We start from the raw sequence: 12951 nt of genomic DNA, 5'->3' as shown, positions 1-12951 counted from the left end.
TAACGTGCAATGCCCACAAATTCCGGATTAGTACCTACCTCTGTATCTTCTAAGGCTACACCCAAAGCGTTTTGGCGGTTAAGGGTAGCAGCTTTGTTAAGCGCAGCGTTACCAAAGGTTAGTTTTATTTCCGCCAGTGGTAACTGTTTTGCAAATCCCCGACGGCAGTGAAGACTCTGAGCATGCTAGTGTAGCGGTTATAGAGAATCACTGTCGGATTGGTCGTTTTGGCGGGGTTACCCGCATCATCATAACCTAAATCTCTTCTAATCAACTCCCAACCATCCGCTGGATTATCAATTTTGCCCTGAAAACGGTCCATATTCGAGTTGAATGGCTGACGCCAAGGCAGTTCAATATAGTCTTGACCTACGCCCGGGAAAGGACTATTCAGTGTGTAGCGGCTGCCGTTGTAAGTAGTTGGCTGGTAATTACCATAATACCAATTAAAGGTATTGGGCTGCCCGCCAGGATTATTAGGGTTTGCTGGGTCGGTGCGCACACCAATTGGAGGGCAAGGTGCCGTTTGCCCAATGGCGGGATGTGGGAAGGATAGGGACGCAGCGAGCAGCCCCACCCCAAGAGGGTAGAAAAATTTCATTAACCAGAAAAGTGAAAGGTGAAAAAAACCGGGACTTACCGGACGCGTTTGCCGAGAAATACTTTGTCGATGATGGTAGGGCTCACCTGGGTGCGGTACTCGATGCGAATGCTATCGCGGGTGGTTAAGTATCCCTTGGTGATGTTTAAGCCCGTGCATCCGCCTCTATTGGCTGTAATGCCGCGCCACGTCAGGCCGATTTCAACATAAGGAATTCGGCACCCTTTGGGCAGCCCTACCGCGTAGTTGCTTGGATCGGCCGCCGGGTTGTTGGGGAAGGAATAATTGGGGCCGGAGTAAATGCGTACCGTAAACGTGTCCTGCGGGGCGTCCGAATTACTTCCTTAAACTTCCCATAAATTGGCGCCCGCGGGTCACGGATGGGCACCAGGGTCAGGACTTGGGTAAGTGTATCCACCCCGTCATCGTTTTTGAAGCACGCCGCGTTAGGTGGGCGCTTGGCAATTAGGCGGACGGGAATCGGTCCCAATGTTAGGTTGTCAAAGCGCACGGCGGTAGTACGCCCGGTGCGCTCGTCGATAGCGCCGATGCGCCATTGGTAGCTCGTGTAGGGCGCGCCCGGGCCCTGCAATGACACCGTCTGACCATTGTAAGCTGTGTCGGGTGTAGGCGTGCCGAAGGCTTCGACGAAGCTCACAGTCAAAGGGTTGGCCTTTTGACCCTGGCAGGGGTTGGGGGTGGAAGCTTGGTCGCGGCATGCGGGCAGGCCCATGGCTAGCGCTGCCGTTAAAAGCAATATGCCCGATTGCCGAATCGGGGCGACCAATCTCTTGATTTGCATGGGTAGAAGCAAAAGGATGAGAACGAAACAAATGTATTTGTCGCCTGACGTTAAAACAAGATAATTTATATATATATAATATTATTTTCTATTTGTTATGTATGTAAAGTATTTTTTAAGTTGTAGCCACTCTTTTCTGCAAAAGAGTGAGCCGCGCAGTGTAGGCCGTCCAAATTTTTTAATTCATTTCGAACAGTAGGAAAGACTCCAGTAAACACCTAGCTGGGATAACCAATCTAGATGTCTTTCAGCTTGACGTAACGGTAATACAGTCGCTCTAGGTATGACAACTCTATTTGAATACTTTTGGACGGATTGTCTCTATACTGGTCACTAAGCGGGGCTTCTCGCAAACTGGTACTACCGTACCTGCTCACATAGGAAGACGTACCCGTTGGTCACGCTGACCCGGCTGGCATCGGCCCCGGCCCCACCCTGTGTGGTGGAAAAGCCCACCACTCGGTAGCCGTTCTGCACTACGAAATTGATGATCGAAGTCGGCGACGCGGGCATAGGAACCTTTGCGTATTTTTTGTTCAGTTCTGCTTCGCTCAGGTTTGCCAAGCCCCGTCCGCCAGTGTCGAAGGCGGCTTGCAGGAATGAGGTGCCTGCTAGATTCCCCCACCAATTGATGGTTACCAGCACCATAGTGGGTGGTGGTGTGCTGGCCGAGACAGTTGAAGTGGGTATGGTCTGCGCTTGGGCAGGACAGAGCAGCAGGGACCATAGGATGGTACTTGCGAAAGCGATGACCCAGCGATATCGAACGAGAGGCATATGCAAGAGATAGAAGAAAGGTGAAATGAGAATTGTCTATCAAGGTATCCGACAGATATCTCTGTTAAGTATGATTAGGGCGCCTTCATGCGATGATACATGCGAATGCAGTCATGGGTAGTTTATCATCCCTCGGCGATGTCAAAACCGCTGAAGCTCTATTCGCACCCGTAAGGACACTACCGTAGCCGCACCCTCGCATTCGAGCGAGCGCTCGAAAATCATGTACAAAGGCACGTGCATTCCTAAATATAGTATTTTATAATAAATGGATACTTCTCGGTCAACGCATAAACAAGCGGGCCCGTGTGTGACATCAAATTAAATAACTTTTTTGGTGGAAGTTTATCCCACCGTATTTAAAAGAAGGGCGACTAATAGTAACACAGGTAACACAAGTAACACGGGTAATACTTCTACACTAGACACTACTAGCTGATTGGGTCCACGCAAGATTATATCTGATACGTCCCGTGCAGCTTGTGACTGGGCTAAGAAGGGGCTGCGTTAACTCATTTTGGCTTTCTTGAGTCCCAAGACGGTGAGCAGGAGCCCGCCGGGATTTTTATCGGCCTTGATTTTATCGGTTTTTAGCCGGTACATGAACTTGAACAGCTCGTTGAGCAGCTGCTTGTCGCCGAGGATGCGGCCGACCAGCTGGATGTCTTTTATGCCCAGGGTCTCGAGGTGACGACGGGCCATCAGTACCCGGGCCTGTTCCGGGGATTCCTCAAGGGAATCGGCAGCTGTTTGGGCTGCTGCCGGGTGACGTAGAAGCGGACGGCGTGAAACGAGCGGCCCTGCTTGAGCAGGGTGTAGCCAATCTTGAGCTCGGTGTTCTCGTTGATTTGCCGGACGGCAATGTCGAGCACCTTGGCTTTCAGGTCGCTGATGCGCTGGAACTGCTCGGGCTCCTTGCCCTTGGCGTCCTTGAGCTTGAGCATGAGCTTAAATTCTTCTAGGTCGTAGGTCTTGGTCTCGCCGATGTCTTTCCACTGCGAGGCCAGGCGGTAGATGCGCTTGGCGTACTTGCTCGATATCTTCAGGGCCGAGAAGAGCTGAAACGAGGTGAAGTTGTTCTTTAGCTCGAACAGGTAGGGCCGGATGTCTTCCGAGAGGCGGATGCGCAGGAAGCCCTGGCCTTTGACGTACTCCACCTTCTGGAACATCCAGAGCTGCACGTAGGCCTCGTCGTTCTCCACCTCGAACATGCGCGAGCCCATGGACTCGGTCGCTTCCTTGAGCTGCTTGTAGTGCCACTCCCGGCCCGTCATGGCCACGACCTCGTTCATATGAATCTGGTACTCCTGGTTCGGGGCGTCCTCGCGGCGGAGCTTGGAGAGCAGAAAGAACAGCAGGTCCAGCTGGCAGGCCGTGTAGTCGTAGCGGGCGGTGGTGATGGCATTGTGCTGCCGGACTTGCAGGGCGTCAGTCGATTCCATAGGGTAGCGGTAGGTCACAAATATAGGGCGCAGGACTTAAAAACTACCCTGGTTTTTCAAGGGCGTTTTTAACTGATAAAAAGTCGTAGTTCGCCAGGGAGGTGACTGATAAAAAGTCGTTTTTAACTGATAAAAAGTCGTTTTTAACTGATAAAAAGTCGTTTTTAACTGATAAAAAGTCGTTTTTAAGTGGCGTAACAGTCATTGTATCAACACGTTCTGAGCCCTGCAAATAGACAAATAAAGAAAAATACACAAGTTGTTGACTCGCGCGAGAGGGAAAAAGCTTTTAAGAAAAGGGAAGAGGCGACGAAAAACAGCAAAAAAGGGAAGCGCACAAAAAGGTACAACGGCAAAATGGGATTGCACTTTTTTAATACTTAATTATACTTTAAATATTATTGGGCACTCTTTGGGGTTAGGACGCAATTCCCGGTACGGCCACTAGGTCCTAAGGTGCCTTTGCACTTAAGGCTTTGCTGCCTAACGCTGTCAATGCCGGCGGGTCGTGCGATGCGGTGAAAAACGACTTTTTATCAGTCATTCCCTGATTCCACGGCATGTTGCGGGCTCGTCTAGGCGCACGAAGCGTCTGGCAGCCGAAATCCTGGGGCTTTCACTGATAAAAAGTCGTTTTTCACGACGCCTTCCCCGACGAATCGGGTCGATGTGCCCCATGGGCTGCGCCTCGGTCTCAGGCGGCCGCCCTCATTGCAGCACGCGCTGCGCCTACCCAGCTAAAGATGATAGGTAGAACCACCACGCGCCTTCTACCCCTGAAATGCAATTGCATTGTACATGTGTTTGGTTTATGACTACGCGCCTGATTCGGGTGGGCAACTCCCAGGGTATTGTGCTGCCCAAGAAGCTACTGCAGTAGTATCACCTCAGCAGTGGGGCCGACTTGCAGCCCACGCCCGAGGGGCTGCTCATCAAGCCGGTAGGGAAGCCCCGCCGCCAGGGCTGGGACGGGCGCTTTCAGCGGGCGCTGGCCCAAGGCCCGGTCCCGAAGGGCGTGTTGCTGGCAGGATTCGCCGGTGACGCCTTTGAGGACAGGGAATGGCGGTCGTAGGCGTGCAGCGCTTCGAAGTCCGGCTCACCAATCTGGACCTGACTCAAGGCAGCGAAGTCAACAGGACCCGTCCCTGCGTAGTGCTCTCGCCCGACGAGATGAACCGCCCCCTGCGCTTGGTCACCATTGCCGCGCTGACCAGCACCCGCCGGGATTACCCCTCCCGGGTTGACTGCACCTTTCAGGACAAGGAGGGCCAGGTCGCGCTCGACCACCTCCGATTGGTCGACAAAACGTGCTTGGTGCGCCGCCTGGAGATACTGCCCAGCGCCACCGCTCAGGAAATGTGTGACCGGCTGCAGGAATTGTTTCAGTACTACCGAAGGCCGGTCCCCGGCCTTCCAAACGCAGGCCCGATGGCAGACTTTGCGCACCTGATTCCCGGGGCACGGCCACGCTTTCCGCCGCCGAAGCGGCCGCTTAGGAGGAGCGCCGGTAGGGCTGCCTCAACGTGCTGGCGGCGCAAGCGGCGGAGGACCCCGACTACGAGCCGGATGCTTACCGCCTGGCCCTGCACCCGGGGGAGGTGACGGGGCGGCTCAGCAGTCAAGATGTCAGGGAGGCCCTTCGTGACCATTATGCCCAGTTACAAGCCGGCACCAGGCACCGGCTCCCCCATGAGCGGTTGGATGACCCATGGCGCGGGTACCACCAAGCGGGCGGAGGCTACGCCACGCACCTGCTCGGGGCGGTGTAAGATGCCTAGCGGGCGGGCTACGTCCCCCACCAGCCCCCGTCTACGGAACGCACCCACTCGGTCAGGAGCCCCTTGGGGCCCGCATCGCGCCCGGCTTCAGCAAAACGGAACGGACCACCCTGGTAAGCCAAGCGTAGGAAATGATAAGACGCCGGCAGTACCTCCGATATTCTGGAGAGCCCGCTCGCAATCCTCTGCTGGAGCCCGGCGCTTTTGAGCGGGAGGTGCTGGGCAGCTACGTGGCCCAGGAGATCAGTGCGAGCCAAGCCCAGCAGCTGCTAGCGACCCACGGGGAGAGTCGGCAGCACCATGACTCTTTCGGATTCTAAGGGGTACACAAATCGGATTATTTCGGGTTGCTTGTTTCTGCCCGGTATCAGCGCTTGGCTGCAACGACAAGGGCTGGACCGTTAGCGGAGGATGCCTAACGTCCCTATGCTTCCAGAATATCCCGTGGATGACCGCCGCTATTTAGCTCCTAGCCGTAACCTAGCCTCGTGCTTTTCCGTCTGTTCAACGGCCCCTAACGCGTTGAGTAGCCAGCCATGTTGTTGGCGGCAAAAACCTGCGGTTTATGCGCCACCAACGGCTGGCTTTGGCTCCTGTCGTCGCCAAAGTCCTACTCCCTGTCCTGTGCTATGGAAGCTTCCTTACCTGCCGAAGAGACCCCGCCCAAGCGAAAAGGCGGCCGGCCACGCAACCCCGTGGCCCGCCCGGACCGGGCCACGGTGCGCTTCACTAAAATTGAATACCTGGCGGTCAAGCGCCGGGCCCAGGCCGCGCGGCTGACGGTGGGGGACTACTGCCGCCAGGCGGTGCTGACGGGCCAGGTACTCCCGACACTGGACCCCGCCGCGCTTCCCGCGCTGCACGAGCTGCGGGCCTTGGGCAACACGCTGAATCAGCTGGTGAAGAAGGCCCACGGGGTCGGGGTACGTAGCATCGCCCTCAAGGCCGATGGACTGCTGGATGCGTTGACCAAACTGTTGGCGTCGTGATCGGCAAGACAATTATCGGACGCAGCTTCGGGGGCTGCGTGGCCTATCAGTTCAAGAAGCTCGACCAGGGCAACGGCGAGGTGCTGCTGAGCCGGGGCGTGCGCGACTACGACGCGGAGGCCATGACCCAGGACTTCGAGCAGCAGCGCCGGCTCAACCCCGCGCTCGGGCGGGCCGTGTGGCACACGTCCATCTCTTTTCCGCCGGAAGAAAAGGAGCAGCTGACCAATGACAAAATGGCGGCAATTGCCCTGGACTACCTGAAAGGGATGGGCCTAGCCCAGGGGCAGTACGCGGTGATTCGCCACGACGACCGGCCGCACCCGCACTTCCACATCGTGGCCAACCGGGTGGCGGACGACGGGCACACGGTCGGGGACGGCCATAACTATTCACGCAGCGAAGCGCTGCTGCGCGAGCTGGAGCAGAAGTACGCGCTGACCCCGGTGCTGAGCCAGGAGAAGCGGCAGAGCCTGGCCAACGTGCCGGTGCACGAGCAGGTCCGCATCCGGCTGCGCGAGGCGGTGCAGGCGTGCGCCCAGCAGGCCCGGAGTCTGCCCGAGTTCACCCAAGGGGTGGAAGCGCGGGGCATCACCGTGCAGCTGCACCGCAACGCTGCCGGGCAGGCGACGGGCATCAGCTTCGAGCAGAATGGGCAGCGCTTCAAGGAAGCCAGGCGGCGCGGCCGCTGTCCTTGGGCGGCCTGACCAAGACTTTGAACAGCATAACCAACAGCAACAACCCCAACTTAACCAACCCGCAACCCCACGCTTGCGCTCATCCGACCACGGACTGGGCTATTAATCCTTTCCTTTTCTACCCTCTCTTCTATGAACAACGAGCTAATTGGTGAACTGCTGCAGGGCCTGACCGACGACGTGGCCAGCGTGAAAAAAGCCTGGCGGATCAGCAGCCCCCGGTGGATTACCGTCCGACCCTGGAAAAGCTGGCTACGATTGTGCTGGAAGTGCAGGAAGCGGCGGCGAAGCCCGCGCCCGTCCCCGAGAATGCGGCTCCTGCGGGAGTGGGCAAGGACTTGGAGCAGCAGCTGCGGCAGGCAGTCGCCGAAGAAGTGCGGCGCCACCACCCGGACCGGCCGCTCACGGAGCTGGTGCGGTACGGGGTGTGGGCGTTCATCGGCTTGCTGGTCGTGCTGTGCCTGAGCTTGTGGGGGTGGTGGAACGCGGCCACCGTGCGCGACCAGTACGAGCGCAGCGCGTGGTTGTGGCGGGAGACGATGCAGACCAATCCGGCTTATGCCGTGTCGGTGGGGGCGCGGTGGCGGCAGGACTCGGTGACGTTTCAAGAGCAAACGATCCGCCTTGAGGAGCGGGAGCGTCTGCTGGTGCAGGCGCAACGGAAACGGGCCGAGGCGTTGCAATTGGAAAAGCAAGCCAGTCACAAAAGAACCAAGTAACGCGGTTGCGCTAGGAGCCGACGGTATCAAGAGAGCTAAAGAGCCGCTGTGGGTGCAGTACATGCTCCACGGCCTGTATCAGCCTCGGCCGAACGCAGCTATTCTGCGGGGCAAAGAGAAGGAACACAGCTTCTTGAGAGAAGTGATTTTGGCGATCGGGCCCAAAGACTGGCCGCTGCTAGCCAGAAAAGCCCTACAGGAGCGATTTGGCATCAGTTGCGTGAAGCTGCGCAACTGTGTGCAAACCCATTTTTGAGATTTTCTAATGGCCATTCAAGATGCCTTTGGTGTATATGCCGGCTTCTTCTACTGGTCCCAAATGCCAGGGGCGGTGGGGATGATTACGGGCTCCTATTAAATGCCTTCGCTGGGTTGACAAGGCAGAGTGGGGGTGTGTGATTCCGGGTTGTAGGCTTTCGGCTTTATCGCCTTCATTGTTTAAACCCATAGCCTTGGTTAACCTTTTTCATTTGGTGAGACCTGGGATGCCACAGTCCAGTTTCCTACCGCTCAACTGCACCAAGAGTTGAAGGAGCTCTGTTTTAAGTCTTGCCAGCTACTAAACAGGCCCAGCAGATTCAGCGGCTACCTAGTGCCAGTGAGGGCGACCAGAAGGGGCTAGCAAGGTCGTCCCCTTACGGGCAAGTATACAGATCCAGCGCCCGAAGCCTAACCGAGAGCAGGAGTGAGGCTAGCAGGCAGAATAATGGGTTGAAGGGAAAACAGTACTATAGTTAAGACTATAGTATCTATTGATAATATAAGTAATTAATTATATTAAATATATAACCTGAACGGAGGTAAAATATTTTGTTTCGTTCTCAACCCATTAGCTCGGCACTGTGCATGAAAGTGCGGATGAGCCTTGCAAACCCTGTTAATCAGTGCCTTACTTGCGTCACTAGCCTCCCTTGTAGCGGCTAACCTGTTGTTTCACCCGTTCTGTGCCTCCACCACGGACGGGGACGCTGCCCAACCCTCCCGGTTGCTGGTGCCCGGTCCCCACGGGGGCCAGGGCCGCCAACGTCAGCGGGTGCTGCGCCGGTTTCCGGCCCGGTCCCGTGAGTTTCTACCCGTTGCCCTTTCCGGCCGGTGTTCCGCACGGCCGCTCCATTTCCTCTTTTTCACGCCTCGGTGCTGGCGGCCCCTGCTTGCGCGTCTTCGCGCAAGGGGACCCCGTCATGCTTTTCCTTCGGCTCTTTCGGTTCGTGTATGATTTCATCTTCTATCCCTTCATTGCCCAAGCTTTAGGATAGCCTTGCATGTTAAACACGCCGTCAACCCATTGGGGCTGTTTACTCTCGTGCCTGGGAAGGTGCGTTGGTCTTGTCCTACCGGCACGAGCATGGCGGATACTGCTACTCCGGCCAGCCGCTGCTGGCGAAAGCATCCCTTGACATGAACGGATTGCGGCTTGGCAGGCGGGTAAGATGTGCCCTTTTTACCGCAAAAAGGTCCATTTGCTTACTCCATTTGCCTATTAGAGAGCGAAGCAGCCTCAGAATTCGCCCTCGCCTTGTGATGCTGGCGGGATATAAGACAACGGAGCAAATACCTACTACATAATTTTTGATGCATGACTTATCGTTTCAGACGGGCGCTTCTGGCATTGAGTATTGGCTGCCTTCTCACCCCGCGCTGCGGGCACAAACTCAGCTGGCAGCGGAACGAAAATTAATTCCTCCCGCTCCCGTTACGGCTCCCATTGGCACCTTCGGCAGCTTACCGGTGGACCTGAATGCCGGGGCCGTCTCGGTGAGCGTGCCGCTCGTGGAAATCAAGAGCCCGCAACTGACGCTGCCGCTGGCCCTGAGCTACCGCACCACCGGGGTGCGGGTGGAAGAAATGGCCTCGTGGGTGGGGCTGGGGTGGTCGTTCAACCCGGGCGGGTTGATGACGCGGACCGTAAAGGGATTGCCGGATGAAACCCCCAACTCCGGATACTTTGACGCGTGGCCCGTCTGGCATGCGGCGGATTCCATTGCCCGGGCGCAGCCTACTTCCAGCACCGCACGTGCAGACAAAAAGCTCCGCGACGGGCAAGCCGCGAACGGCACACTGGACATTGAACCCGACCTATACAGCATCTCGATAGCAGGGCAAAGCGTGACGATGACGCTGGACTCTCACCACCGTCCTTTTTTAAATCCCCACCAGAATTGGGTGGTCGGCGGCAGCGCGTCCGGTGGCTGGGAGGTGAAGCTGGCGGACGGAACGACGTACTCCTTCGACGCTCCCGAGACCACGGAGGCGCTTGGGCTAACCCCTGGGACCACCACAAGTTTTCACTCGGCGTGGCACCTTACGCAAATTACCTCCGCCGACGGCAAGGACCAGATCAGTCTCTTCTATAGACTCAATAACACCAGCCAACAGGTCCCCAGCAGCAAGGTCAATCGGGTCAAGCTGTACCAAGTTCCTTACAGCACAGATCCCGGCTCTCCCTATTACTGTGCCCAAGATCCCCCTTTTAGCCAAGGGGAAGGCTCCGTTCCCAGCAGCTACACCACTCAGACCCTGCAGGAAATTCGCACGGCGACGATGAAGGTGGTGTTCAACAGCGACATGAACCGCCTCGACGTCGCGCTGCCCCTGGACGTTCCGGCCCCCGTGCTGCGCAGCATCGACGTCACGGGGCTTACCGCTTCGAAGGCCGCACGTCGTTACGAATTGCAGTACGGCTACTTTAATGGGGGAGCCGGGCGCGCCTCACGCTTGCGCTTGGATGCGGTGCAGGAAATGGGGAAGCCCCTATCGGTTCGAGTACCACCACACCCCGCTGCCGAGTCGGGACAGCTACGCCCAAGACCACTGGGGGTATTTCAACGGCGCGCCCAATAGTTCGTTGGTGCCGCAATTGCCGCTGTCCTACCTGAGTTCCAACTTGTTCGTCTTGAATCCTTATGCCTCCGCCAACCGGGCCAGCAACCGGGATTATGCACAAGCCGGCAGCTTGGTTTCGATTCAATACCCTACGGGAGGCCGCACGTTTTTTGAATACGAATCAAATGTGGTAACCGAACTCCGCCAGACCAATTCCGATCCCGACCCGGCCCAGATGCAATTGGTGGCTTCGGCCAGCGGCGGGGCCATGGATTCGCTTTCGGAGATTGTTTACTATCAATTTTTTCCGGGCGGCTATCAAGGCATTGGCACGGCTTCGGTCAGTGCCACCTATGTCGAACTCCCCAAAGGGGCCACGGGCGTCAGCGTTAACCAAGACATCTACTTAAGCAACAACCCATCAGGTGGGACGCCGCGCACGTATTTCTACCGTCTTCAAGAAGGCGTGCCCGCACCCGGAGGGTTTGATACCCGAACCCAGCTGTATCCCCCGACCCCCTACAACGGCACCCCGAATACGCTGGACCCCGGTAATTACCTGCTCGTGGCGCTTTCCTATTCGCCCGACGACCGCGCGACGCTCCTGGTCAAGCTGCGGAATTTGGCCCTGGTGCCCGATCCCTACTTCGACCGCGTCGTGGGCGGTTTGCGCGTCCGCCGGATGATTGATTACGCGCGCTCGGGGGACAGCCTGACCACGACCTACGGGTATACGCGGTACGACAGCGTTCAACAGCGGCATTTTTCGACCGGCAAGCTCTTTTTGAGCCCCGATACTTGCGGATGACGCTTTGCGGGGACGCGGTGTTAGCGGCTGGCGACAGTCGCCTCATCAACGCCGGGCAGGACGGCTACCACATTGGCTATGAGCAAGTCTCCGTTACCCGCCGCGGTACGGCGACCGGTCAAACAACGTACACGTATCTCAACGAACAGGATAGCAACCGGCGCAACTTGCTGGTTTCCGAGCTCTACCAAAACGACCAAGGGCGGCCCGTGAAACGAGTCGATCATGCCTACCTGGGCGTGATCACGGCCCAGCAACAACAGTTCAAGGTGACGTTATCAGGCTATACCGTGGCCCCGTGCGGACGAACGGATTGTGCCGAGTACTATACCATAGGGATGACATTTACGAAACGGATAATGCACTCTACACCAGTGTGTTTTCGCCCCGCGTTTCCAGCCGGGAGCGCCTGTATGGGCGCGGTGCGGCTGCCTTCACGGACGTATCTACCAGATGGGGATACGGCAAGACCAAGGCCGGCAGTTGGCACACGGACCCTTCCTGGGCCAGCAAAGGGCTGTCGGATCAGTCGTTTTTAATCACGCACACGCGGTTTGCCTCCGACTACGATGCCGCGCAGGCAAGCAGCCCGGTGGCCCTGGCCATTCAAGGGCTTCAGGACCGAAACGTCGTGGACGCGGTGGTGGAACAGCAGCAATGGCGGCGGCGAGGGCTTGATTCTACCTTGGTGAGCAGCCAGCTGACCCACTATTATGCCGACGGGCACCCGCAGCGGCTGTGGCAGGCCCGGGTGTCGGCTCCTCAACCCTTCACCTCGGCGGCCATCGGCAGCAACGGCACGTGGCTCCAAGATGCGCGCTACGAGGAAACGTTAGCGTTCGATGGCTACGATGCCAAAGGCAACTTGCTCCAGCAACACCGCCCCCAGGGCCTGCCCAGTGCCTACGGGTGGGGCTACGGGGGCACGAAGCCGATTGCCTATGCCCTGAATGCCGCCGCCAGTCAATTGGCGTGCACCAGCTTTGAGGCGGGCGAGTTACGTCCGTGGGTGGCGACGGGCACGGGCGGGGCCTTCGTGACGACCGAGGGATACACCGGCACCGCCAGTTACCGGCTGGGCTCGGCCAGTGGATTGCAATCAGGGCCCTTAACGGCGGCGACCTACGCGGTTTCGTGCTGGGCAAGACAAGGAACGGAGGTGCCCAAAGCCAATGGGCAACCCTTGACCTACGCCGGTGTCGAAGCCAATGGCTGGCGGTTGTACGCAACGCAGGTGGCCATTGCAGCCGGTGGCCAAATCACCGTGTCGGGCGCTGGGGTGGTGGATGAACTACGCGTCTTCCCGGTGGGGGCCCAAGTGACCACCTATACCCACGATCCGTTGGACGGCACGACTTCTCAAACGGACCCGCAGAATCGCACTGTGTTTTTTGAGTACGACGCGCTGGGCCGCCTCGTGCGCACCCGCGACGAGCAGGGGCGCATCCTCTCGCAGCAGCAATACCACTACGCCGGGCAGTAAGCGCGTTCGCGCACGGCCTTGCCTCCCCACT

General features: G+C 57.7%; 12 protein-coding genes. 7 read left to right on the top strand and 5 right to left on the bottom strand.

The features are described from left to right. Nucleotides 1–124: 124 nt before the first annotated feature. From ACFQT0_RS26380 to ACFQT0_RS26360, 5 genes are all read right to left on the bottom strand, one after another. Entirely contained in the window at nt 125–601 is a 477-nt protein-coding gene (locus ACFQT0_RS26380; protein ID WP_380206208.1) for a hypothetical protein, read from the bottom strand. A 1162-nt stretch (nt 602–1763) separates the two neighbouring features. Continuing rightward, nucleotides 1764–2051, bottom strand: a complete 288-nt coding sequence (locus ACFQT0_RS26375; RefSeq protein ID WP_380206206.1) for a hypothetical protein — start codon at nt 2049–2051, stop codon at nt 1764–1766. Nucleotides 2052–2687: 636 nt separating this feature from the next. Continuing rightward, complete coding sequence (locus ACFQT0_RS26370) at nt 2688–2882, bottom strand: hypothetical protein (RefSeq protein WP_380206233.1); 195 nt, start codon at nt 2880–2882, stop codon at nt 2688–2690. Next, the gene (locus ACFQT0_RS26365; protein ID WP_380206232.1) at nt 2882–3622 is read right to left on the bottom strand and encodes a replication initiation protein; all 741 of its coding nucleotides are present in this window, start codon (nt 3620–3622) and stop codon (nt 2882–2884) included. The genes ACFQT0_RS26370 and ACFQT0_RS26365 overlap by 1 nt, the downstream gene beginning before the upstream one ends. Nucleotides 3623–3665: 43 nt before the next feature. Continuing rightward, the gene (locus ACFQT0_RS26360) at nt 3666–3854 is read right to left on the bottom strand and encodes a hypothetical protein (protein ID WP_380206231.1); all 189 of its coding nucleotides are present in this window, start codon (nt 3852–3854) and stop codon (nt 3666–3668) included. Nucleotides 3855–4681: 827 nt separating this feature from the next. Between ACFQT0_RS26360 and ACFQT0_RS26355 the strand changes: the two genes are divergently transcribed. The 7 genes from ACFQT0_RS26355 to ACFQT0_RS26325 all read left to right on the top strand — a co-directional run bounded on the left by ACFQT0_RS26355 (nt 4682) and on the right by ACFQT0_RS26325 (nt 12920). Then, nucleotides 4682–5224, top strand: a complete 543-nt coding sequence (locus ACFQT0_RS26355; protein WP_380206202.1) for a type II toxin-antitoxin system PemK/MazF family toxin — start codon at nt 4682–4684, stop codon at nt 5222–5224. A gap of 805 nt (nt 5225–6029) precedes the next feature. Continuing rightward, nucleotides 6030–6389, top strand: coding sequence for a plasmid mobilization protein (locus tag ACFQT0_RS26350; RefSeq protein ID WP_380206230.1), 360 nt, complete (start codon nt 6030–6032; stop codon nt 6387–6389). A 38-nt stretch (nt 6390–6427) separates the two neighbouring features. After that, the gene (locus tag ACFQT0_RS26345; protein WP_380206229.1) at nt 6428–7096 is read left to right on the top strand and encodes a relaxase/mobilization nuclease domain-containing protein; all 669 of its coding nucleotides are present in this window, start codon (nt 6428–6430) and stop codon (nt 7094–7096) included. A gap of 212 nt (nt 7097–7308) precedes the next feature. Continuing rightward, a complete protein-coding gene (locus ACFQT0_RS26340; RefSeq protein ID WP_380206199.1) occupies nt 7309–7806 on the top strand; it encodes a hypothetical protein in 498 nt (165 codons plus the stop codon). Nucleotides 7807–9378: 1572 nt separating this feature from the next. Beyond that, entirely contained in the window at nt 9379–10647 is a 1269-nt protein-coding gene (locus tag ACFQT0_RS26335; RefSeq protein WP_380206228.1) for a hypothetical protein, read from the top strand. A gap of 4 nt (nt 10648–10651) precedes the next feature. Continuing rightward, nucleotides 10652–11437 (top strand): hypothetical protein, encoded by a 786-nt coding sequence (locus ACFQT0_RS26330; protein ID WP_380206196.1) that lies wholly within the window; start codon nt 10652–10654, stop codon nt 11435–11437. Nucleotides 11438–11813: 376 nt separating this feature from the next. Further along, entirely contained in the window at nt 11814–12920 is a 1107-nt protein-coding gene (locus ACFQT0_RS26325) for an RHS repeat domain-containing protein (RefSeq protein WP_380206195.1), read from the top strand. The last annotated feature ends 31 nt before the right edge of the window (nt 12921–12951 follow it).

Source organism: Hymenobacter humi, from assembly GCF_042665855.1.
GTDB classification, from domain to species: Bacteria; Bacteroidota; Bacteroidia; order Cytophagales; family Hymenobacteraceae; genus Hymenobacter; species Hymenobacter humi.
This window is presented reverse-complemented; position numbering and strand designations above follow the sequence as displayed.